Source organism: Streptomyces sp. NPDC059010, from assembly GCF_042740355.1.
Taxonomy (GTDB): Bacteria; Actinomycetota; Actinomycetes; order Streptomycetales; family Streptomycetaceae; genus Streptomyces.
The window spans coordinates 97,811-120,576 of record NZ_JBHYJA010000006.1 but is presented as its reverse complement, the minus strand read 5'-3'; the positions used below and the strand labels follow the sequence as shown (position 1 = coordinate 120,576).

At 70.8% G+C, this 22,766-nt stretch carries 15 protein-coding genes, 1 tRNA gene and 1 pseudogene; 11 read left to right on the top strand and 6 right to left on the bottom strand.

Annotation, left to right across the window (positions count from 1 at the left end):
• Positions 1–201: 201 nt before the first annotated feature.
• Positions 202–660, top strand: a pseudogene (locus ACFWYS_RS08085) (MarR family winged helix-turn-helix transcriptional regulator); the annotation flags it as partial.
• 226 nt (positions 661–886) lie between these two features.
• Here ACFWYS_RS08085 and ACFWYS_RS08080 read toward each other — a convergent pair.
• Positions 887–1,501: a TetR/AcrR family transcriptional regulator gene (locus tag ACFWYS_RS08080; protein ID WP_384764851.1), complete on the bottom strand. Its 615-nt coding sequence runs from the start codon at positions 1,499–1,501 to the stop codon at positions 887–889.
• A gap of 89 nt (positions 1,502–1,590) precedes the next feature.
• Here ACFWYS_RS08080 and ACFWYS_RS08075 point away from each other — a divergent pair, with 89 nt between their 5' ends.
• The 5 genes from ACFWYS_RS08075 to ACFWYS_RS08055 all read left to right on the top strand — a co-directional run bounded on the left by ACFWYS_RS08075 (position 1,591) and on the right by ACFWYS_RS08055 (position 9,586).
• The gene (locus tag ACFWYS_RS08075; RefSeq protein ID WP_384764849.1) at positions 1,591–2,418 is read left to right on the top strand and encodes an SDR family oxidoreductase; all 828 of its coding nucleotides are present in this window, start codon (positions 1,591–1,593) and stop codon (positions 2,416–2,418) included.
• Between the two features lie 320 nt (positions 2,419–2,738).
• Positions 2,739–5,354: a class III lanthionine synthetase LanKC gene (gene lanKC, locus ACFWYS_RS08070; RefSeq protein ID WP_384764847.1), complete on the top strand. Its 2,616-nt coding sequence runs from the start codon at positions 2,739–2,741 to the stop codon at positions 5,352–5,354.
• A 6-nt stretch (positions 5,355–5,360) separates the two neighbouring features.
• On the top strand, positions 5,361–5,483 hold the full coding sequence (locus ACFWYS_RS08065; protein WP_272124521.1) for a SapB/AmfS family lanthipeptide: 123 nt from the start codon (positions 5,361–5,363) through the stop codon (positions 5,481–5,483).
• A 159-nt stretch (positions 5,484–5,642) separates the two neighbouring features.
• Positions 5,643–7,727, top strand: coding sequence for an ABC transporter transmembrane domain-containing protein (locus ACFWYS_RS08060; protein ID WP_384764845.1), 2,085 nt, complete (start codon positions 5,643–5,645; stop codon positions 7,725–7,727).
• Positions 7,724–9,586 carry an ATP-binding cassette domain-containing protein gene (locus ACFWYS_RS08055; protein ID WP_384764843.1) on the top strand — a complete coding sequence of 621 codons (1,863 nt, stop codon included), beginning with the start codon at positions 7,724–7,726 and terminating at the stop codon, positions 9,584–9,586. Before ACFWYS_RS08060 ends, ACFWYS_RS08055 begins: the two co-directional genes overlap by 4 nt.
• A gap of 133 nt (positions 9,587–9,719) precedes the next feature.
• Here the strand turns inward: ACFWYS_RS08055 and ACFWYS_RS08050 are convergent, their stop codons facing one another.
• From ACFWYS_RS08050 to sucC, 5 genes are all read right to left on the bottom strand, one after another.
• The gene (locus ACFWYS_RS08050; protein ID WP_384765104.1) at positions 9,720–10,325 is read right to left on the bottom strand and encodes a LuxR C-terminal-related transcriptional regulator; all 606 of its coding nucleotides are present in this window, start codon (positions 10,323–10,325) and stop codon (positions 9,720–9,722) included.
• A gap of 206 nt (positions 10,326–10,531) precedes the next feature.
• A tRNA-Leu gene (locus ACFWYS_RS08045) sits at positions 10,532–10,616 on the bottom strand.
• Positions 10,617–10,838: 222 nt separating this feature from the next.
• Positions 10,839–12,380, bottom strand: coding sequence for an aldehyde dehydrogenase family protein (locus ACFWYS_RS08040; protein ID WP_384764841.1), 1,542 nt, complete (start codon positions 12,378–12,380; stop codon positions 10,839–10,841).
• A gap of 109 nt (positions 12,381–12,489) precedes the next feature.
• Positions 12,490–13,374 (bottom strand): succinate--CoA ligase subunit alpha, encoded by an 885-nt coding sequence (gene sucD / locus ACFWYS_RS08035; RefSeq protein WP_384764839.1) that lies wholly within the window; start codon positions 13,372–13,374, stop codon positions 12,490–12,492.
• 14 nt (positions 13,375–13,388) lie between these two features.
• A complete protein-coding gene (gene sucC, locus ACFWYS_RS08030) occupies positions 13,389–14,519 on the bottom strand; it encodes an ADP-forming succinate--CoA ligase subunit beta (RefSeq protein WP_384764838.1) in 1,131 nt (376 codons plus the stop codon).
• Between the two features lie 167 nt (positions 14,520–14,686).
• Here sucC and ACFWYS_RS08025 point away from each other — a divergent pair, with 167 nt between their 5' ends.
• The 5 genes from ACFWYS_RS08025 (at position 14,687) to ACFWYS_RS08005 (ending at position 22,693) form a co-directional block, all read left to right on the top strand.
• Entirely contained in the window at positions 14,687–16,369 is a 1,683-nt protein-coding gene (locus tag ACFWYS_RS08025) for a thiamine pyrophosphate-binding protein (protein ID WP_384764836.1), read from the top strand.
• A gap of 10 nt (positions 16,370–16,379) precedes the next feature.
• Positions 16,380–17,621, top strand: a complete 1,242-nt coding sequence (gene frc / locus ACFWYS_RS08020) for a formyl-CoA transferase (RefSeq protein ID WP_384764834.1) — start codon at positions 16,380–16,382, stop codon at positions 17,619–17,621.
• Between the two features lie 4 nt (positions 17,622–17,625).
• Positions 17,626–19,770: an acetate--CoA ligase family protein gene (locus ACFWYS_RS08015; protein WP_384764832.1), complete on the top strand. Its 2,145-nt coding sequence runs from the start codon at positions 17,626–17,628 to the stop codon at positions 19,768–19,770.
• 144 nt (positions 19,771–19,914) lie between these two features.
• The gene (locus tag ACFWYS_RS08010; protein ID WP_384764830.1) at positions 19,915–21,303 is read left to right on the top strand and encodes an OFA family MFS transporter; all 1,389 of its coding nucleotides are present in this window, start codon (positions 19,915–19,917) and stop codon (positions 21,301–21,303) included.
• A gap of 1 nt (position 21,304) precedes the next feature.
• Positions 21,305–22,693 (top strand): OFA family MFS transporter, encoded by a 1,389-nt coding sequence (locus ACFWYS_RS08005; RefSeq protein ID WP_384764828.1) that lies wholly within the window; start codon positions 21,305–21,307, stop codon positions 22,691–22,693.
• Positions 22,694–22,766 lie beyond the last annotated feature (73 nt).

Here is a 22,766-nt window from a genome sequence, read left to right as displayed (position 1 = left end):
TGGGGGGAGAGAGGCGGGTGAGAGGCGGGTGAGCGACGCGGAAGCGTGCACAGCACGGCACGTTACGCACGTTGTGCATCATGCATCAAGAGTGCATCATGCACTTTCGATGCATGGCGCAATCTCACCGTAGGGTGGGGACCTGGGAACCTGGGCCCGAGAGGTCGAGGAGTTGGCCTGGCGGCCGGGAAGGAGATCGACGTGGACGCCCGAGAGGCCGCGGAGCGCATCGAGCGGGAACTGCTGATCCTCACCCGCCACAAGGAGATGCGGGCACCCCGGGGGCCGCGCGGCGGCGACCCGCTGGACCAGAGCGCCTACGTCCTCCTCAACCGGCTGGAGACCCAGGGCCCGATGTCCATCCCGGACTTCGTCGAGGCCTTCGGACTCGCCGCGTCGACGTTCACCCGGCAGACCTCGGCCCTCCTGCGCAACGGGCTGGTGGAGCGCACGCTCGACCCGGCCGGCGGGGTGGCGCGCAAGTTCCGTATCACCGAGGAGGGCCACCGGCTGCTCTCGGAGCAGCGTGAGGGCATCGTCACCGGCCTGTCCTCGGTCGTGGCCGACTGGACGCCCGAGCGGCTGGGCCGGTTCATCGCCGATCTACGGCAGTTCAACACCGACATCGAGCGCATCACGGGGCGCCCCTGGCCGCGAGGCCCGGAGGACACGGACGGCACGCCCGATGTGAACGGCACGGACGGCAGGGCGGCGGGGCCTTCCGACACGGCCGACGGCGCGGACCCGGTCACCGCGTCCGCACTCGGCGCGGCGACGGCCGACCGGGGCTGACAGGCCTGACGGGGACCAACGAGCACTGATGAGGACTGACAGGGACTGACGGGGACTGACGGGGACTGACCGCAGCTGACGGCGACTTACGAGGTCAGTCCGCGCCGGGTGCGGCGCGCAGTCCGCCGAGCAGGACGTCGACCAGCGCCGCGGCCCTTCGCTCCGACTCGGCGGCATGTCCCGTCAGGAGTTGATAGAGCAGCGCGCCGGTGACGGCGTCGGCGACCGCGTCCAGGTCGGCGTCGGCGCGCACTTGGCCGGCGTCCACGGCGCGGCGCAGCCGCTCCACGAGAGCCGTGTGCCGGGGGCCGGTGAGCTGCTGGTAGAGGACCTCGGCGTCCTGCGGGTTCTCCGCGGCCGCAGCGGTCAGGGCCAGGACGAGGGGGCTGTGGCGGGGGTCGGCGGCCAACACCGCGTATCCGCGCAGCCATTGACGCAGGTCGGTCTCGACGTCGCCGGTGTCGGGCGGGTCGACGCCGTGTCCGGGGGCGGCGGCGAGGAACCCGTGGTGGACCGCGTCGGCGACGAGGGCGCCCTTGGAGGGCCAACGCCGGTACACGGTCGGCTTGCCCACCCCGGTCCGCGCGGCGACGCCCTCCATGGACAGCGCGGCGTAGCCGTTCTCGACGAGCAGCTGCCGGGTCGCTTCGAGGATGGCCCGGTCGGCGGTCGCACTGCGGGGCCGGCCTCGCCGACGTACCTCTTCCATGGCGTCCATCGTAGATGGCTGAGGTAGCCTTCAATTACGGAACGGTTCGTAATGTAATAGCCGATGAATGCCCACAGGGAGAGCGTCGTATGAGCATGAACGTGCTGGTCGTCATCGGTGTCGGCGGTATGGGGCAGAGCATCGCTAGGCGCCAGGGGGCCGGAAAGCGGGTGCTGCTCGCCGACTTCGACGAGCAGGTGCTCGGCGCCACGGCCGAGTCGTTGCGCGGCGAGGGATACGACGTCGTCACCTCACCCGTCGACGTCGCCTCCCGCGCTTCGGTGGCCGCACTCGCCGGCCGGGCGGCGCAGCTCGGCCGTGTCACCGAGGTCGTGCACACCGCGGGCCTCTCCCCTGTGCAGGCGGCCGCCGCGGCGATCCTCGCGGTCGATCTGCTCGGCGTGGCCCTGGTGTTGGAGGAGTTCGGGCGCGTCGTCGCCCCGGGCGGTGCGGGGGTCGTGATCTCCAGCATGGCCGGGTATCTCGCGGCGCCGCTCGACGCCGAGCAGGAGCGGGCGCTCGCCCACACCCCGGCCGACGAACTGCTCGATCTGCCGTTCCTCGGCCAGGTGACCTCCGGTGCCGTCGGCTACGGCCTCGCCAAGCGCGCCAACCACCTGCGGGTCCAGGCGGCCTCCGGGGCGTGGGGGCGGCGCGGTGCCCGGATCAACTCGATCAGTCCCGGTGTCGTCTCCACGCCCATGGGCCGACAGGAACTGGCGGGCGACAGCGGCGAGTTGATGCGCTCGATGATCGACGCCTCGGCCACCGGCCGGCTGGGCACACCGGCCGACATCGCCGCCGCGACCGCGTTCCTGCTGGGTCCCGATTCGGCCTTCGTCAGCGGCACGGACCTGCTCGTCGACGGCGGAGTCGTGGCGGCCCTGCGCACCGGCGCACCGAGCCCGGCGGCCTGAGCGGTGTACCGACCGCCTGACCGCCTATCCGGCAGCCCGCCGACGGGCCCTGCCCGGCTGCCCACCGACCGCCTGACCGGCGGCCCGACCGGTCGCCGGCCGAACGCCCGACGACCGGCTGATCGACCGCCTGACCAGCCCTTCTGCGACTCCGCGGGCCGGTGCCGTGCGATCCGCACAGACGGGCCGTGCACATCTCACGGTCGGCCGATGACAGTCGATCGATGTCCCTGGCCTGCAGTTCTGCCATCGTGGGACGTGAGAGGCGCGGGCCAGGCGGCCCGACCATCCGTCAGACCGTCCCCCGCGGGAGGCTTTCCGTGGACAAGCGGTACGAGGTCTACTGCCTCACCCACTCACAGTTCTACGACACGCCGTCCCAGGGCCGGGCGCGTGGCCGCTTCCGTCAGACCCTGCGTCCGCTGCCCGCCTCGTGGTCGCGCGAGGAGCTCGGCGACTGGGTGGTCCGCCGCCCGGTCGACGCGGAACTTCCCCCGCAGGGCTGGAAGATCCACGCCTCGGCCTGCCCGGACGACGCACAGCAGATCCTGGACGTCGTGTGGGACTACTGCGTCCCGCGCCGCATCGCCTTCAAGTTCCTGCCCGACCTGGAAACCCTGTTCCTGGCCAACGCGAAGTACGCGCACCGGGGTTCCAGCGGGAAGTTCGTGACCATCTACCCCGTGGACGAGGCCCAGTGCGAGCGGATCCTCGCCGAGCTCGGCCCCGCGCTGGACGGCTGGCAGGGGCCGTACATTCTCAGCGATCTGCGCTGGGGCGCGGGGCCGCTCTATGTCCGGTACGGCGCCTTCGCGGACCGCTACTGCGTCTCGGCCGACGGGATCCTGGAGCAGGCGGTGGCCGACCCCTCCGGCCGGCTGGTGCCCGATGTCCGGGGTCCCACCTTCCAGGTGCCGGAGTGGGTGCGGATGCCCGGGTTCCTGGAGTCGCAGCTCGCCGAGAGCCGCCGGACCACCGTCGCCGACCTGCCCTACCGGTTCGAGCGGGCGCTGCACTTCTCCAACGGCGGTGGCCTGTATGCCGGGGTCGACACCCGCACGGGAGAACGCGTCGTCCTCAAGGAGGCCCGGCCGCACGCGGGGCTCACTCCCGACGGCGCCGACGCGGTCATCCGGCTGGAGCGCGAGCGGGCGGCCCTGGAGCGGCTGCGCGGGCTGAGCTGCGTACCCGCGCTCCACGACCACTTCGAACTGGGCGGCCACCACTTCCTCGTCGAGGAGTTCATCGAGGGAAGAGCCCTGCACGAGGTGTTCGTCGAGAAGTATCCGCCGACCGATCTGGACGCCGACGCGACGGCCTTCGCCGACTACACCGCCTGGGCGCTCGATGTGCACCGGCAGGTGGAGGAGGCGGTCGCCGAGGTCCACCGGCGGGGCATCGTGATCGGCGACGTGCACACGTACAACGTCCTGATCCGCCCCGACGGCAGGGTGGTGCTGATCGACTTCGAGGGCGCGTCGGACGTGACGCAGGCGGGGCACCAGGTCCTCGCGGCCCCGGGGTTCATCGCCCCGAGCGGGGCCACCGGCTTCGACATCGACCGGTACGCGCTGGCCTGTATGCGGATCTTCCTCTTCCTGCCGCTGACCGGCCTCATCGACCTGGACGGCGGCAAGGCCGGGCAGCTCGCCAGGGAGGCCGCCCGGCTGTTCCCGGTCCCCCGGCGGTTCCTCGACGATGCCGTCCGCACGCTCACCGGCGACGGTGGCATGGCGACGGGCACGGACGACGGACCCCACCTGGAGCCCGACCAGGCCGGCTGGCTGCGCGCCCGTGACTCGATGGCCGACGCCATCCTGGCCGCCGCCACACCCGAGCGCCACGACCGGCTCTTCCCCGGCGACATCGAGCAGTTCACCGTCCAGGGCGGCGGTCTCGACCTGGCCCACGGCGCGGCCGGCGTGCTGTACGCGCTGGACGCGACCGGTGCCGGACGCCACCCGGCCCACGAGGACTGGCTGGTCCGGCACGCACTGCGCCCGGAACCGGGCACCCGCCTCGGCTTCTACGACGGTCTGCACGGCGTCGCCCACGTGCTCGACCACCTCGGGCACCGGGGGGAGGCCGCGCAGGTCCTCGACATGTGCCTGGGCGAACGCTGGGAGGCGCTGGCCTCGGACCTCAAGGGCGGGCTGTCCGGCATCGGGCTCAACCTGCTGCACTTCGCGACCACCCGCGGCGACACCGCATGCCGTGACGCCGTCCAGCAGGTGGCGCAGACCGTGGCCGACCGTCTCGGCCCGGCCGACGGCGTGCCCGAGACCAGCGGCGGCGCCCATCCGAGAGCGGGGCTGATGTACGGCTCGTCCGGGCCCGCGCTGCTGTTCCTCCGTCTGTACGAGGTCAGCCGCGACCCGGCCCTGCTCGACCTGGCCGCCACGGCCCTCCGCCAGGACCTGCGCCGCTGCCTCGTACGCCCGGACGGATCGATGGAGGTGAACGAGGGCTGGCGCACCATGCCGTATCTCGCCGACGGCAGCGTGGGCATCGGCATGGTCCTCGACGAGTACCTGACCCACCGCGCGGACGAACGGTTCGCGACCGCCGCCGACGCGATCCGCCGGGCCGCGAGAGCGTCGTTCTACATCGAACCCGGGCTCTTCGACGGCGTGGCCGGGATGATCCTCCACCTCAGCCGCGCCCACGCGCCCGGTACGGCCGCCGTACGCGATCCGGTGATCGCGGACCACGTACGCCATCTGGAGCGCCACGCCTGCGTACTGGACGGCCGACTCGCCTTCCCCGGCGAGCAGTTGCTACGGCTGTCCATGGACCTGGCCACCGGCACCGCGGGAGTCCTGCTGGCGCTGGGCGCCGCCTTCCACTCGCGGCCCACCGGACTGCCGTTCCTGACCCCGGGCCTGGAGCCCGCTCATGACCTTCCCGTCCCCACGCGAGTCGGAGAGAGGAGGTGAGGACATATGTCGCTCCTCGACCTGCAGGGTCTGACAACCGAGACCGAGACCGGTTACGCGCCGCCGCCGGGCAGCCGGGCCAGCAAGGGTTGTGGCGGAGGCAGCCGGCTGAGCCTGCTGCTCTGCTAGTCCAGGCAGACAAGTTCTGCCAGTTCGGACAGACACGTCTGCCGGTCCGGAAAGACACGTCTGGTCCGGACAGACAAGGCGGGGGCTCACCGCGCGCCCCCGCCCCTCCCGGGGCACTCCCGCCCCTCCTCCTGAACCGTGCGACGACGGGAGCAGTCGGTGGACCGACGCGCGGCCGACCGTCTGCTCCTGGAGACGGTCCGGCGAGGCGGTGCATGGGGCGGGGTCCAGGCCGCCGTGTCCCTCCTGCTGGCGTGCGTCTACGTGCTTCTGCCCGCCGTCCTGGGCCGCACGGTCGACGCCGTGCTCGGGCGGGGTGACACCGCACTGTGGCTGACGCTCACCGCCGTCACGGTCGCGCTGCTGGTGGTGTGCGACACCGCGGACGACTACGCGGGCGCCCTGGCCAACGCCCGCTGCACGGCCTGGCTGCGGCACACCCTGCTCGGCCATGTCCTCGACCTGGGCGCCCGCGCCGCCCGCCGGCACACCCCCGGTGACCTGGTGGCCCGGCTGGTGGGCAACACCGCCCGGGCCGGCAGCGCCCCGTCGGGCCTGGTGTGGGCGGTGACCGAACTGGTCCCGCCGATCGGGGCCGTCGTGGCCCTCGCCCTCATCGACCCGTGGCTGTGCCTCACCTTCGTGGCCGGGCTGCCGCTGGTCGTCCTCATGGTCCGCGCCTTCGTCCGCGACGTCTCCGACCTCAACGACCGCTACTTCGCCACGCAGGGCCGCATCGCCACCCGGCTCGTCGACGCCCTCACCGGCATCCGCACCATCGGCGCCGCCGGCACCACGTCCCGTGAGGCCGAGCGGGTCCTTGAGCCGCTGCCCGAACTGCACCGCCACGGCCTGGGCATGTGGCAGGCGTTCGCCCGGGTCTCCGCACGGGACGCGGCGATCGTGCCCCTGCTGGAGATCGCCGTGCTGGCCGTGGCCGGACTGGGGCTCGCCCAGGGCCGCATCACACCGGGTCAGATGCTCGCCGCGAGCGGATACGTACTCCTGGCCACCGGCGTCAGCTCACTGGTGGCCTCGGTCAACCGGCTGGCCTTCGCACGCGCCACCGCGGGCCGGATCGCCGAGATACTGGGCGAGCCGACCGTCCCGTACGGCGCCGCGCACCTGCCCTCCGGGGGCGGCGGGCGGCTGGAGTTCCACGGGGTCACGGTACGGACCGCCGACGGCGGCACCGCGCTGGACGGCATCGACCTGGACCTGCCGGCCGGCGCGCTGACCGCCGTCGTAGGCCGCTCCGGATCCGGCAAGTCCCTGCTGGCCGCGCTGGCCGGACGGCTGGCCGACCCCGACGAGGGCGAGGTACGGCTCGACGGGCAGCCACTGTCCGCCATGGCCCGCCCGGAGCTGCGCCGCGCCGTCGCCTACGGCTTCGAACGCCCGGTGCTGCTGGGCGACACGTACACCGACGCGATCGGCTTCGGGCCCCGCACGCCTGACGCCGGCGAGGTGCGCACGGCGGCCACCGCGGCACGCGCCGACGCCTTCATCCGGACCATGCCCGACGGATACGGCACCCGGCTCGCCGCTGCCCCGCTCTCCGGCGGCGAGACCCAGCGCATCGGCCTGGCCCGCGCCTTCACCCAGTCCGCCCCGGGCGGCCGCCTCCTGATCCTGGACGACGCGACAGCCAGCCTCGACACCGTCACCGAACACCACATCGGCCAGTCCCTGACCGGTACCGGCCCCCTGGCCCACCACACCCGCCTCATCATCACCCACCGCGCCTCGACGGCGGCCCGCGCGGATGTCGTCGTATGGCTCGACGGGGGGCGAGTGCGGGGGGTGGGGACACATCGCGAGTTGTGGGCGGAGGCTGGGTATCGAGCGGTTTTCGGGGCGGGGGTGGGGTATCGGGCGGGGGTCGGGGCTGGGGTTGAGGCGGAGGCGGACCATCGCGCGGGGTTCGAGACGGAGGTTGGTGCTGAGGCGGAGCATCGGGCGGGGGCCCAGACCGGGGTTGGGGCGGAGGCGGAGCATCGGGCGGGGGCCCAGACCGGGGTTGGGGCGGGGGCGGAGCATCGGGCGGGGGCCGAGACCGGGGTTGGGGCGGAGGCGGGGTTCGAGGCTGGGTTCGAGGCGGAGGCGGGGTGTTGGGCCGGGTTCGAAGCGAAGGCGGAGCAGCGGGCCGCGTTCCGAGCGGAGGCCGGGTTCGAGGCCGGGGCGAGTGGCCGGGCTGTGTGGGGCCCGGATCTGGCGCCGGAAGGCGACGGAGGCGTGGGGTGAGCCCGCGGCCGGGAGCCCTGCTGCGGTCCACGCTGCGCACACGGCGCCGGGATTTCCTACGGCTCACCGGCTGGTCGCTGGTCGAGGCCGTACCCGCGCTGCTGTCCGGCTGGCTGGTCGCCCGTGCCGTCGACGACGGCTTCCTCGCCGGCCGCAGCGCCGACGGCTTCGGCTGGCTCGGCCTGCTGGCCTGCGCCGTCCTCGTCGGCGCCTGGGGCACCCGGCAGGCCACGCTCCAACTCGCCGGGGTCGTCGAGCCGTTCCGCGACGACCTGGTCACCCTCGCCACCACCGGCACACTGCGCCGCTCCGCCCGCGCCGGCCAGTCCGTCGACACGGCGGGCGTGGCACGGCTCACCGAGCAGGTGGAGATCGCCCGCGAGTCCTACGGCGCGGTCGTGATGTTCGTGCAGACGTTCGCGGTCACGGCGGTCAGCGTGCTGCTCGGGCTGGCCGCGCTGGATCCCGCCCTGCTGCTGTTCGTCGTACCGCCCCTCCTGACCGGGCTGGTGCTCTTCCTGCTGGCCCTGCGGGCGATGGCGGCCCGGCAACGGGCGGTCGTCCTCGCCGACGAGGCCATCGCCGAGCAGGTGAGCGCGGTGGCCGGCGGGCTGCGGGACATTACGGCGTGCGGCGCCGAGGATGCCGTACGCCGTCGGGTCGGCACCCGCATCGACGAGGCGGCTCGCGCGGCCCGCGCCCTGGCCCGGCTCACCGCGTTGCGCACCGCCGCGCTCGGGGTCGGCGGCTGGCTGCCGATCGTGCTCATCCTGGCCGGGGCGCCCTGGCTGGTACGGAACGGTGTGACGACCGGCGCGATCCTCGGCGCGCTGACCTATGTCTCCCAGAGCCTGCAACCAGCCCTGCGCGGCTTCGTCCAGGGGCTCGGCGGCAGCGGGCTGTGGCTGCTGGTCACGCTGGGCCGGATCCTGGAGGCGGCGGGGGCGAGCGCACCAGGGACGACGGGTACTCCTCAAGCGGCGGGGGCCTCGGAGGCCGCCGCGAGCCTCGAACCGCCGAGCCCTCCGCTCGCCCCCGGGCCGGGAGGACCCCGCGCCGACGGTGCCGCGCCTCCGGCGAGGGCGACGGCGACTGCGACAGACGCATCGGCGAGCCCTCGGCCCTCGGACGGCCGCGTCGAGCTGCACGACGTCACCTTCGGCTACGCCCCGTCCGCAGCACCGGTCGTCCAGAACCTCGACCTCTCCCTCGCTCCCGGCACCCACCTGGCCGTCGTCGGCCCGAGTGGCGCAGGCAAGTCCACGCTCGCCGCGATCGTCGCCGGGATGCTCGAACCGCAAGCCGGCGGCGTGCGCCTGGGCGGTGTCCCGGTCCACTCCCTGGACAGCAGCCGGCTCTCCGGATCCCGAGTGCTGATCCCACAGGAGGCGTACGTCTTCACCGGCACCCTGCACGAGAACCTCACCTACCTGCACCCGACGGCCACCCGGCCCGCCCTCGACGCCGCGGTCCACGCCATCGGCGCCACCCCGCTGGTCGAACGCCTCGGCGGCTACGACGCCCCCGTCGAACCGGCCCTGCTCTCGGCCGGGGAACGCCAACTGATCGCCCTCGTCCGAGCCCTGCTGCCACCTGTCGCACTGGTCCTGCTGGACGAGGCCACCTGCCACCTCGACCCGGCCGCCGAGGAGGTCGCCGAACGGGCCTTCGCCGGCCGCCCCTCCACCCTGATCGTCTGCGCCCACCGCATCAGCTCCGCCCTACGCGCCGACCTCGTCCTCGTCATGGACGGCCCCCGTTGCACCCTCGGCACGCACGAACAGCTGCGGACCGACTGTGCCCTGTACCGGGAACTGATCGGGCATTGGGACCAGGTGGGGGCCGATGCCCGGCGCTGATGCCTGGCGGGGGTGACTGCCCCGAGGGGCTGACGTGGGATCGCCGGCGCTGGCGGCTGATGCGGGACGGTCGCCGAGTGGGAAGGGGGAGCCGCAGCCCGACGGTGTCCGGCCGAGCCCGCCACACGCCCCCCTACATCCAGCCCGACTCCCGAGCGATCCGAATCGCGTCGATCCGATTGCGTGCCCCGGTCTTCCTGGAGACCGCGTTCAGGTGATTGCGCACCGTCCCCACACACAGCGACAGCCGGTCGGCGATCTCGCGCGTGGGCGTACCCTCCGCCGCCAGCCTCAGCACCTCACGCTCCCGCTCGGTCAGCGGGTTCTCCGCCGCGGAGAGCGCCAGCAGCGCCAGCCTGGGGTCGATGAACCGCTCTCCCGCCGCCACCTTGCGAACCCCCTGGGGCAGGATGTCGCTGGGACTGTTCCTGCCGACGACGCCGGCGACCCGACGCTCCAGTGCCCGCCGCAGATAGTCCGGGCTCGCCGAGCCGATCACCAGCAGGGTCCGGCACTCCGGCAGCCGCGAGGCCAGCTCCACCGAGGTGCCGAGGGCGACCTCCTCACCGCCGTCGACGTCGATGACGACCACGTCGGGCCGGTACGTCAGCGCCTGCGAAACCGTATGGCCGTGCTCCGCCGGCCCCGGGACCACTTCGATGTCCTTCTCACGTGTGAGCAGGGCGGCGAGTGCCCCGCGCACCAGGTCTGCGTCCTCGACGAGAAGAACACGGATCAACATCCCTCCTTGCCAGGCCGACCACGGCCTCCATGACGTACGGGCCCCGGACAATCCGACGACGCCTCACGAAGTATCTCCAGGTATCGACCCAATTGCCGGGAGCCGCGTCAGCAGGGCAACGGCAGGGACGCAAAAACAGCTCATGCGGACCGAGGCAACCCTCGACCCGCATGAGCTGGAAGTGATCTGTTGATCTGTATCTGTGTCCGAGGGGGGACTTGAACCCCCACGCCCGATAAAGGGCACTAGCACCTCAAGCTAGCGCGTCTGCCATTCCGCCACCCGGACTAGGCGTCTGCCGCCTTACCGAGGGTGTTCCCCGCGGCGACATGGACAACAATACCAAGGTTTCGGAGTGCCTTTCACCTGCATATCCGTGCGCTGGGCCGCCACCTGGAGCCGTGCGAAGAGGCCCCCGAGACGCTTCACCGGAGGTGACTTCGGAGTCACGCACGGGTGAGATCGGCCGGTGCCGGTGGCGCCCACGCACGGCGGGCGCCACCGGTCCCGTCAGGGCATGAGGTGATACTCCGGGAAGTTCCCGGGCGGCCGCTCCCCCGCCGGCCCCTGCGTCACCGCACGCACCAGCAGGTCGCCGCCGACGAACGCCCCGCGCCACGACGCGCCGAAGCCGCCGAACAGCTCGTCCCGGTCACCGCGGGAGCGCGGCTTGCCGTGACCGACCTTGAACGCCCGGATCTGTGGCGCCAGACGGTCGTACGTCGCCCGGTCGTCCGTGGACAGGGTGGCGACCAGCGCGCCATTGGACGCGTTCATCGCCGCCAGCAGTTCCGCCTCCGTGTCGACCAGAACGATCGTGTCGACCGGACCGAACGGCTCCGCATGGTGCAGCGGCGAGGACGGCGGCGGGTTCAGCAGCGTGACGGGCTGGACGTACGCCGAGGTGTCCTGGCCGGGCAGGAAGCGGGCGTCTGACAGCTTGCCCCGGTGCAGCGGGACGGCGCCGCGGTCGATCGCCTCGGCGACCTGGTCGTGCAGCTCCTTGGCCTTGGCCGCGTTGATCACCGGCCCGAAGTCCAGCTGCGGGTACGGTTCGTCGCGGTTCTCGACCGCCAGGGGGTGGCCGACCCTCAGCGTGCGCACCGCCGGGAGGTACGCCGCCAGGAACTCGTCGAACAGCTCACGCTGGACGACGAAGCGCGGGTACGCCGTGCAGCGTTGTTTGCCGTAGTCGAAGAGCTTGGGGATGACCGTCGTGAGCGCGTCCCAGTCCGTGTAGTTCCAGATGCCCCAGGTGTTGAGCCCTTCCTGTTCGAGTACGTGTCGTTTGCCGAGGTCGGCGACGGCCGTGGCCACCGCGGCGCCGGTGTCGCGGCCGCCGACGAAGGAGACGCAGCCGATCTCGGGCGCCCGCACCAGCGCCTCCGACAGCTCGCCTCCGCTGCCGCTGACGAGGGTGACGGGAATTCCCTCGCGGGCGGCGAGGGCGCAGGCCAGGGTCAGACAGGCGACACCGCCGTCGGTCGGGGTCTTGGCGATGACCGCGTTGCCTGCCAGTGCTTGTACCAACACTGCGTGAACGAGCACGCTCATCGGGTAGTTCCAGCTCGCGATGTTGGAAACCGGACCGTCCAGCGGGGCCCGGCCGACGACCATCGGCTCGATGCCGTCGACGTACCAGCGCACGCCGTCGATGGCCCGGTCGACGTCCGCCCGGGCGAGCCGCCAGGGTTTGCCGATCTCCCAGACGAGGAGCAGGGCGAGCAGGTCACGGTGCTGGGTCAGGGCGTCGAGGGCGGCCGCGACGCGCGCCCGGCGCTCGTCCAGCGGGATGTGGCGCCAGGCGCGGTGCTGGTCGAGTGAGGCACGTACGGCCTGGCGGGCGGTGGCCCGGTCCAGGCGCGGCGGGCCCGCGATCGGGCTGCCGTCGACGGGGGTGGTGGCGGGAAGGGCGCGGCCGTCGGCCTGCCAGGTGGAGTTCCAGAGGTTGAGGACTCGGTCGTCCCGGAATGCCTCCGGGGCGACGGCGAGGCAGCGCTGCCAGGCGTCGGCCCAGGAGGTGCCGGATTTGAGGGTGAGGGTGGTTGCCATGGGGGCTCCGCTCTCGGTGCACAGTCGGGGGCGGTCGTTGATGGCTACGGCGGAAGTTAGCGGCGTGCGGCAACTCCTGAAAGTGACCTCGCGCCGACTATGAGTGACGTCACGCCTCGACGCCCAGGCGGTCCAGCACCAGGCGCGCGGTCTCGGTGGGCGTGCTGCCGACTCCCACGCCGACCGCCTCCAGGGCTTCCTGCTTCGCCGCCGCGGTGCCGGACGAGCCGGACACGATCGCGCCCGCGTGCCCCATCGTCTTGCCCTCGGGTGCGGTGAAACCGGCGATGTAGCCGACGACCGGCTTGGTGACGTGGTCGCGGATGTACGCGGCCGCGCGTTCCTCCGCGTCGCCGCCGATCTCTCCGATGAGCACGATGAGTTCGGTGTCGGGGTCGTCCTGGAAGGCGGCCAGGCAGTCCATGTGGGTCGTGCCGACGACCGGGTCGCCGCCTATGCCGACGCAGGTGGAGAAGCCGATGTCGCGCAGCTCGTACATGAGTTGGTAGGTGAGCGTGCCGGACTTGGAGACCAGGCCGATGCGGCCGGGCTTGGTGATGTCGGCCGGGATGATGCCCGCGTTGGACTGGCCGGGGGTGATCAGGCCGGGGCAGTTGGGGCCGATGACGCGGGTGCCGCGCGCCTTGGCGTGGGTGGTGAAGGCGACGGAGTCGTGGACGGGAATGCCCTCCGTGATCACAACGGCGAGTCCGATGCCGGCGTCGGCCGCCTCGATGACGGCCGCCTTGGCGAAGGCGGGTGGCACGAAGACGACGGTCACGTCGGCGCCGGTGGCGCGTATCCCGTCGGCGACGGAGCCGAAGACGGGGACGGCGCGGTCGTCGAAGTCGACGGTGCGGCCCGCCTTGCGCGGGTTGACGCCGCCGACGACGTCGGTGCCGGCGGCGAGCATGCGCCGGGTGTGCTTCATGCCCTCGCCGCCGGTCATGCCCTGGACGAGGACCTTGCTCTCCTTGGTGAGGTAGATGGCCATGTCGTCGTGTCTCCTCAGGCTGCGGCGGCGAGTTGGGCGGCCCGCAGCGCGGCGCCGTCCATGGTGGTGGCCTGCTGGACCAGCGGGTGGGCGCGGCCGTCGAGGATGGCGCGGCCGCGGGCGGCGTTGTTGCCGTCGAGGCGTACGACGAGCGGCTTGGTCAGCTGGACGGTGTCCAGGGCCTGCACGATGCCGTCGGCGACCGCGTCGCACGCGGTGATCCCGCCGAAGACATTGACGAAGACCGATTTCACGGCCGGGTCGGAGAGGATGACGGAGAGGCCGTCGGCCATGATCTGGGCCGACGCGCCGCCGCCGATGTCGAGGAAGTTGGCGGGGCGGGCGCCGCAGCCCGCGACGACGTCGAGGGTGGACATGACGAGGCCGGCGCCGTTGCCGATGATGCCGACCTCGCCGTCGAGCCTGACGTAGTTGAGGCCCTTGGCGGCGGCGGCCGCCTCCAGCGCGTCGTCGTGCTCGACATCGTCGGCGCCCCAGCGTGTCTGCCGGAATCGGGCGTTGTCGTCGAGGGTGACCTTGCCGTCGAGGGCGAGGATCTGGCCCTGCCTGGTGAGTACGAGCGGGTTCACCTCGACCAGGAGGGCGTCCTCGCGGACCAGTACCTCCCACAGCCGTACGAGGACGTCGACGGTCTGTGGTGGCAGTCCGGCGGCCGTGGCGATCTCGCCCGCCTTGGCGGAGGTGACGCCCTCGGCCGGGTCGATCGGGATGCGGGCCACGGCTTCGGGCCTGGTGGCGGCGACCTCCTCGATCTCCATGCCGCCTTCGGCGGAGGCGATGGCCAGGAAGCCGCCCTCGGCACGGTCGAGTACATTGGAAACGTAGAACTCGGCCTCGATGTCCACGGGCTGGGCCAGCATCACCTTGCCGACCGTGTGGCCCTTGATGTCCATGCCGAGGATCTGACGGGCCGTGAACTCGGCGGCGGCCGGGTCCGCTGCGAGCTTCACACCGCCCGCCTTGCCGCGGCCACCCGTCTTCACCTGCGCCTTCACCACGACGCGACCGCCTAGTCGGCGTGCGATCTCGCGGGCCTCCTTGGGTGAGTCCGTCACCTCTGCCCGCGGCACCAAGATGCCGTGTTCCTCGAAGAGTTCCCTTGCCTGGTGTTCGTACAGGTCCATTTCGGCTCCTGACTCAAAAGTGCCGCACGCCCCCTGGACACCACCCACCGGATGCGGGATAACAAGGTTCATACAGTATTCGTCGACTGTATGCAATGTACTGCCGACGGCCGACGACATACCGCTGAGTGCGTTCCCCACCCCCTACGAAGGGACAGGACCTCGCCATGCCCGACGACACCCAGGACGTCATTTCCGGTGGTCATCTCGTTGCCAAGGCGCTGAAGGCCGAGGGGGTCGACCGTATCTACACGTTGTGCGGCGGCCACATCATCGACATCTACGACGGCTGCGTCGACGAGGGCATCGAGGTCGTCGACGTCCGACACGAGCAGGTCGCCGCCCACGCCGCCGACGGATACGCCCGTATCACCGGCAAGCCCGGTTGCGCGGTCGTCACCGCCGGCCCCGGCACCACCGACGCCGTCACCGGTGTCGCCAACGCCTTCCGCGCCGAGTCACCGATGCTGCTCATCGGCGGCCAAGGCGCCCTCACCCAGCACAAGATGGGGTCCCTGCAGGACCTGCCGCACGTCGACATGATGACGCCGATCACCAAGTTCGCGGCGGCCGTGCCGGACACGGCTCGCGCGGCGGACATGGTGTCGATGGCGTTCCGCGAGTGCTACCACGGCGCGCCCGGGCCCTCCTTCCTGGAGATCCCGCGCGACGTCCTCGACGCCAAGGTCCCGGTGAGCAAGGCACGCGTGCCGAAGGAGGGCGCCTACCGTGCCTCCACCCGCTCGGCCGGCGACCCCGAGGCGATCGAGAAGCTCGCCGACCTGCTGGTACACGCCGAGAAGCCGGCCATCCTGCTCGGCAGCCAAGTGTGGACGACGCGCGGCACCGAGGCGGCCATCGACCTCGTCCGCACCCTCAACATCCCCGCGTACATGAACGGGGCCGGCCGCGGCACGCTCCCGCCCGGCGACCCGCACCACTTCCAGCTGTCGCGGCGCTACGCCTTCTCCAACGCCGATGTCATCGTGATCGTCGGCACTCCCTTCGACTTCCGCATGGGCTACGGCAAGCGGCTGTCCCCGGACGCGACCGTCGTGCAGATCGACCTCGACTACCGCACCGTCGGCAAGAACCGCGACATCGACCTCGGCATCGTCGGCGACGCGGGACTCGTCCTGAAGGCGGTCGATGAGGCCGCTTCCGGACGCGTCAACGGCGGTGCGTCCAAGCGCAAGGAGTGGCTCGACGAGCTGCGCGCGGCCGAGCAGACCGCCATCGAGAAGCGGCTGCCGAGCTTGAAGTCGGACGCCTCGCCGATCCACCCGTACCGGCTGGTCAGCGAGATCAACGACTTCCTCACCGAGGACTCGATCTACATCGGCGACGGCGGCGACATCGTCACCTTCTCCGGGCAGGTCGTGCAGCCCAAGTCGCCCGGGCACTGGATGGACCCGGGTCCCCTCGGCACCCTCGGCGTCGGCGTCCCCTTCGTGCTCGCGGCCAAGCAGGCGCGGCCCGACAAGGAGGTCGTGGCGCTCTTCGGCGACGGCGCGTTCTCCCTCACCGGCTGGGACTTCGAGACGCTCGTCCGCTACAACCTCCCCTTCGTCGGCATCGTCGGCAACAACTCCTCCATGAACCAGATCCGCTACGGCCAGGCCCAGAAGTACGGCCTGGAGCGCGAGCGGGTCGGCAACACCCTCGGCGACGTCCACTACGACAAGTTCGCGCAGATGCTGGGCGGTTACGGCGAGGAGGTCCGTGACCCCGCCGACATCGGCCCGGCGCTCAGGCGCGCCCGTGAGTCGGGCAAGCCGTCGCTGATCAACGTCTGGGTCGACCCGGACGCGTACGCCCCCGGAACCATGAACCAGACCATGTACAAGTGAGGAGGCCTTCATGACTGGTACGTCCACCAAGGCTCTCGAAGGCATCCGCGTCCTGGACATGACCCACGTCCAGTCCGGGCCCTCCGCGACGCAGTTGCTCGCCTGGCTCGGCGCGGACGTCGTCAAGCTGGAGGCGCCGACCGGTGACATCACGCGGGGGCAGTTGCGCGATCTCCCGGACGTCGACTCCCTCTACTTCACGATGCTCAACTGCAACAAGCGGAGCATCACCCTCAACACCAAGACCGAGCGCGGCAAGGAGATCCTCACCGAGCTGATCCGGCGCTCCGACGTCATGGTCGAGAACTTCGGACCGGGCGCGATCGACCGGATGGGCTTCACCTGGGACCGTATCCAGGAGATCAATCCACGGATCGTCTATGCCTCCATCAAGGGGTTCGGCGAAGGCCCGTACACCAACTTCAAGGCGTACGAGGTCGTCGCTCAGGCCATGGGCGGGTCGATGTCGACCACCGGTTTCGAGGACGGGCCGCCGCTGGCGACCGGAGCCCAGATCGGGGACTCGGGGACGGGTGTGCACGCCGTCGCGGGGATTCTCGCGGCGCTGTTCCAGCGCGAGAACACCGGGCGTGGGCAGCGGGTCAACGTGGCCATGCAGCACGCTGTACTCAACCTGTGCCGGGTGAAGCTGAGGGACCAGCAACGCCTGGCACATGGGCCGCTTGCTGAATATCCGAACGACGACTTCGGCCGGGAAGTTCCCCGCTCGGGAAACGCGTCCGGCGGCGGTCAGCCCGGCTGGGCGGTCAAGTGCGCGCCGGGCGGCCCGAACGACTACGTGTACGTCATCGTGCAGCCCGTCGGCTGGCAGCCGATCAGCGAGCTCATCGGCCGGCCCGAACTCGCCGACGACCCCGAGTGGGCGACGCCGCAGGCCAGGCTGCCCAAGCTCAGCAAGATGTTCCAGCTGATCGAGGAGTGGTCCTCGACCCTGCCCAAGTGGGAGGTGCTGGAGAAGCTCAACGCCCACAACATCCCGTGCGGGCCGATCCTGTCCACCGAGGAGATCATCCAGGACTCGTCGCTGGTCGACAACGAGATGGTCGTCACCGTGCCGCACCCCGAGCGGGGCGACTTCGTGACCGTCGGCAGCCCGCTGAAGCTCTCCGACTCCCCGGTCCAGGTGACCAGTTCGCCGCTGCTCGGCGAGCACAACGAAGAGGTCTACATCGGCGAGCTCGGCCTCGGTGACGAGGAACTGCGCCTGCTCAAGTCGAACGGAGTGATCTGACGTGATGGCAGAAGACCGCGTCCTCAGGGTGCGGACGCTCCTCGACTCCGTGCGGACCGAGGGACGCACCGCGCTGACCGCGCCCGAGGGCAAGGTGATCGCCGACGCGTACGGGATCGCCGTACCGGGCGAGGAGCTCGCGACGGACGTCGACGAGGCGGTGGCCTACGCGGCGCGCTTCGGCGGGCCCGTGGTGATGAAGATCGTCTCGCCGGACATCCTCCACAAGACCGACGCGGGCGGCGTGATCGTCGGCGTCGAAGGGGCGACGGACGTCCGGGCCGCCTTTCACAAGATCATCGACAACGCGCGCGCGTACGACGCGGATGCCCGCATCGAGGGCGTGCAGGTGCAGGAGCTGCTCCCGCAGGGGCAGGAGGTGATCGTCGGCGCGGTCACCGACCCGACGTTCGGCAAGGTCGTCGCCTTCGGGCTCGGCGGGGTGCTCGTCGAGGTCCTCAAGGACGTCACGTTCCGGCTCGCGCCGGTGAGCGCCGACGAGGCGCTGTCCATGCTGGACTCGATCCGCTCGGCGGAGATCCTGCGCGGCGTGCGCGGCCAGGCGGCCGTGGACCGCTGGGCGGTCGCCGAGCAGATCCGCCGGGTGTCACAGCTGGTCGCGGACTTCCCGGAGATCGCCGAGGTGGATCTCAACCCGGTGATCGCCACCGCGGAGGGCGCGGTCGCCGCGGACATCCGCGTGATCCTCTCCGAGGCACCCGCGAAGCCACGCCGCCGCTACTCGCGCGAGGAGATCCTCACCTCGATGCGCCGTCTGATGCAGCCGTCGTCGGTCGCGGTCATCGGTGCCTCGAACGAGCAGGGCAAGATCGGCAATTCGGTCATGCGCAACCTCATCGACGGTGGTTTCGCCGGGGACATCCACCCGGTGAACCCCAAGGCCGATGACATTCTGGGCCGCAAGGCGTACAAGAGTGTCACGGACGTTCCCGGTGAGGTGGATGTGGCGGTCTTCGCTATCCCCGCCAAGTTCGTGGCCTCGGCCCTGGAGGAGGTGGGACGCAAGGGGATCCCCAACGCCGTCCTGATCCCCTCCGGGTTCGCGGAGACCGGTGAGCACGAACTCCAGGAGGAGATCGTGGCCATCGCCGAGCGGCACGGCGTCCGGCTGCTCGGGCCGAACATCTACGGCTACTACTCGACGTGGCAGGACCTGTGCGCCACGTTCTGCACGCCGTACGACGTCAAGGGCGGGGTGGCGCTGACCTCGCAGTCCGGCGGCATCGGGATGGCGATCCTGGGCTTCGCGCGGACCACGAAGACGGGTGTGTCGGCGATCGTGGGCCTCGGCAACAAGTCGGACCTGGACGAGGACGACCTGCTGACCTGGTTCGGCGAGGACCCGCGCACCGAGTGCATCGCGATGCATCTGGAAGACCTCAAGGACGGGCGCGCCTTCGTCGAGGCCGCGCGGGCGACCGTACCGAAGAAGCCCGTCGTCGTCCTCAAGGCGGGCCGTACCGCGGCGGGCGCCAAGGCGGCCGGCTCGCACACCGGAGCCCTCGCCGGCGACGACGCCGTGTACGAGGACATCCTCAAGCAGGCCGGCGTCATCCGGGCGCCCGGGCTCAACGAAATGTTGGAGTACGCGCGCGCGTTGCCGGTGCTTCCCACCCCCAAGGGCGACAACGTCGTGATCATCACCGGGGCCGGCGGCAGCGGTGTGCTGCTGTCGGACGCCGTGACCGACAACGGCCTGTCCCTGATGGAGATCCCGCCGGACCTGGACGAGGCGTTCCGGAAGTTCATCCCGCCTTTCGGGGCCGCGGGCAACCCGGTGGACATCACAGGTGGCGAGCCGCCGTCGACGTACGAGGCGACGATCCGGCTCGGTCTGGAGGATCCGCGCATCCACACGCTGGTCCTGGGCTACTGGCACACGATCGTCACTCCCCCGATGGTCTTCGCGGAGCTCACCGCGCGCGTGGTGGCCGAGTTCCGGGAGCGCGGCATCGAAAAGCCCGTGGTGGCATCGCTCGCGGGTGACGTCGAGGTCGAGGAAGCGTGCCAGTACCTGTACGAGCGGGGGGTCGTGGCGTACCCGTACACGACCGAGAAGCCGGTGGCCGTACTCGGCGCCAAGTACCGGTGGGCGCGGGCGGCGGGGTTGTTGGGGGGCGGTTCATGAGGTGAGGCAGCGGGGGGGGGGGGGGGGGCGCGGGGGGGGGCGGGCGGGGGCGCGCCCGCCCCCCGCCCCGGGACCCGCGCGCGCACGAAAGGCATTGGACAGGGGGCGCTGGCCAGAACTTTCGACGCAAGGGGTGCAACTAACGTGACAACCACTGACGTTCCACGGGTCGCCGCCTATCGGGAGGTGACCGACAAGAACGGACGCGTCTATCGCGTCGGTGAGTCCGACATCGACATCATGGGGCGCAAACGCAAGTGGATGGTGATCCTGCCCTGGATCGGCATGATGGGCATCTCCTCCGCCGAGTACGCGTTCGCGTCCGCCGAGGACACCCTGCACACGGCGCATCAATGGAACAGCATGCACATCTTCTGGATGATGACCGTGTGGGTCTTCTTCCAGGCCGCGGTGGCCTTCCCCGCGGGCAAGCTGCGTGAGATCGGGAAACTGCCGGCCCGCTGGGCGATGATGTGCGGCGCCGCGGGCACGTTGCTCGGCTATCTGTCGCTGGCCTTCGCTCCGCATGTCGTCTTCGCCTACATCGGCTTCAGCATGTTCAGCGGCATGGGCGCGGGCATGGTGTACGCCACCTGCGTCAACATGGTCGGCAAGTGGTATCCGGAGCGCAAGGGCGGCAAGACGGGCTTCGTCAACGGCGGTTTCGCCTACGGCTCGGTGCCCTTCGTCTTCATCTTCAACGGCTACATGGACCTGACCAACTTCCGCTGGGTGCTGGTCTCGGTGGGTGTGTTCCTGGCCGGGATCGTCGCGTTCTCCGGCTACTTCTTCAAGGACCCGCCGAAGAACTGGTGGCCCGCCTCGATCGACCCGCTCAATCCGCCGAGCGACCCGCGCGCGGCCCGCTCGCTGCGGATGAACCCGCCGGCGGTCCGCCAGTACTCCCCCAAGGAGGCGTGGAAGACCGGCCGGGTGGCCCTGATGTGGTTCTGTCTTGCGTGCACGTCCGGCGTGAACATCTTCGGCATCGCCTTCCAGGTGGACATCGGCGAGGAGGCCGGGTTCGCCGGCGGGATCGTGGCCACGGCCATGTCCCTGAAGGCGGTCGTCAACGGTACCGGCCGCGGCGTGATCGGCTGGCTCTCCGACCTCTACGGCCGTAAGCGGTGCCTGCTCTTCGTCTGTCTGATCCTGGGTCTCGCCCAGTACGGCATCCTCTGGTCGGCCGAAGCGAAGAACCTGACGCTGTTCCTGATCTTCTCCGCGATCTCCGGTTTCGGCGGCGGCGCCATCTTCCCGATGTTCGCGGCCCTCACCGCCGACTACTTCGGCGAGAACAACAACGCGTCCAACTACGGCATGGTCTACAGCGCCAAGCTCGTCTCCGGCCTGGGCGCCGGCATGGGTGCCGTGGTCGTCGGCGCCTGGGGTCACTCCGGTGCCTTCATCCTGGCCGGCTCCATCTCGCTCTTCGCCGGCTGCATGGCGCTGTTCCTCAGCCCACCGGGACGCGACAACGAACCGCGCCGTATCGCTCCCAACCCCCAACCTCTCGGCGAGGACATGGCCTGACATGACGGCAGATCCGTACGCAGCAAACAGCTCGTCCGCCCGATCCGACGCCGCACACCGTCCCTACCGCGAGGTGACCGACGCGCGCGGGCGCGTCTACCGCGTCGGCGAGACCGACCGGGACATCCTCGGCCACTCCCGCAAGATCATGGTGTACCTCCCATGGCTCGCCATGATGGCCATCAGCGTCTTCGAGTACGCGTACGGCTCCGCGGAGGACACCCTGTCCCACGCGCACGGCTGGACGCAGAGCAACACCTTCTGGATCCTCAGCGTCTGGGTGTTCTTCCAGGCCGGCATCGCCTTCCCGGCGGGCTGGCTGCGTGAGAAGGGCATCCTGACGGCCCGCAAGGCGATGTACATCGGCTCCGGCATGTGTCTGCTGGGATTCCTCGCGCTGTCGCACCTGAACAATGTGTGGCTCGCGATCCTCGGATTCGGCGTCATCGGCGGCATCGGTGCCGGCCTGATCTACGCGACCTCCATCAACATGGTCGGCAAGTGGTTCCCCGAGCGGCGCGGCGCCCGGACCGGTTTCGTCAATGGCGGGTTCGCGTACGGATCGCTGCCGTTCATCTTCATCTTCAACTACGGGTTCGACACCGCGAACTACCACCGGGTGCTGGACCTCATCGGCTGCTACATCATGATCGTCGTCCTCGGGTGCGCGTTCTTCTTCAAGGACCCGCCGAAGAACTGGTGGCCCGCGGACATCGATCCGCTGTCCTTTGCGGGCAGCCAGAAAAGCGCGGTGAGCCTGGCCAAGAACCCTCCGGCGGTGAAGCAGTACACACCGCGGGAGGCCATCAGGACGGGCATGCTGCCACTGATGTGGCTGTCCGTGGTGCTGACCGCCGGGGTGTCGATCTTCGGTATCTCCTTCCAGGTCGACTACGCCAAGGAGGTGGGCTTCGGACCGCTGGTCGCCGCGTCGTCGATGGGGGTGATGGCGGTCATCAACGGCATCGGCCGCGGTGTCGTGGGCTGGCTTTCGGACCGGTGGGGCCGCAAACCGACGCTGGTGTTCGTGATCGTCGTGCTGGGTCTCGCCCAGTTCGGCGTGATCTGGGCCGGCGACCTCGGGAGCGAGTGGCTGTTCCTGTTCTTCGCGTTCCTCTCCGGCTTCGGCGGCGGCGCCTTCTACCCGCTGTTCGCGGCGCTCACCCCGGACTACTTCGGGGAGAACTACAACGCCACCAACTACGGCCTCGTCTACAGCGGCAAGCTGATCAGCGGCCTGTTCGGCGGCGGCCTGGGCTCCATGGTGGTCGCAGCCTGGGGCTACGACGGCGCGTACGCGCTGGCCGGCGGCGTGTCGATCGCGGCGGCGGCGATCGCGTTGCTGCTGCGCCAGCCGGGACGGACGGCGACGCCGTATCCGGCGGGTTGAGGGGCCGCATCCGGCGAGTTGAACTGTCGCGAACTGCCTGTCGCGAACATGAGGAGGGCCTCCCCGTCTCGGG

Excerpts from the sequence above, each read along its gene's own strand:
- frc (WP_384764834.1), top strand. The coding sequence starts at position 16,380 with ATGACTGGTACGTCCACCAAGGCTCTCGAAGGCATCCGCGTCCTGGAC.
- ACFWYS_RS08065 (WP_272124521.1), top strand. The coding sequence starts at position 5,361 with ATGTCGCTCCTCGACCTGCAGGGTCTGACAACCGAGACCGAGACCGGT.
- sucC (WP_384764838.1), bottom strand. The coding sequence starts at position 14,519 with ATGGACCTGTACGAACACCAGGCAAGGGAACTCTTCGAGGAACACGGC.
- ACFWYS_RS08015 (WP_384764832.1), top strand. The coding sequence starts at position 17,626 with ATGGCAGAAGACCGCGTCCTCAGGGTGCGGACGCTCCTCGACTCCGTG.
- ACFWYS_RS08005 (WP_384764828.1), top strand. The coding sequence starts at position 21,305 with ATGACGGCAGATCCGTACGCAGCAAACAGCTCGTCCGCCCGATCCGAC.
- ACFWYS_RS08025 (WP_384764836.1), top strand. The coding sequence starts at position 14,687 with ATGCCCGACGACACCCAGGACGTCATTTCCGGTGGTCATCTCGTTGCC.
- ACFWYS_RS08080 (WP_384764851.1), bottom strand. The coding sequence starts at position 1,501 with ATGGAAGAGGTACGTCGGCGAGGCCGGCCCCGCAGTGCGACCGCCGAC.
- ACFWYS_RS08075 (WP_384764849.1), top strand. The coding sequence starts at position 1,591 with ATGAGCATGAACGTGCTGGTCGTCATCGGTGTCGGCGGTATGGGGCAG.
- sucD (WP_384764839.1), bottom strand. The coding sequence starts at position 13,374 with ATGGCCATCTACCTCACCAAGGAGAGCAAGGTCCTCGTCCAGGGCATG.
- ACFWYS_RS08040 (WP_384764841.1), bottom strand. The coding sequence starts at position 12,380 with ATGGCAACCACCCTCACCCTCAAATCCGGCACCTCCTGGGCCGACGCC.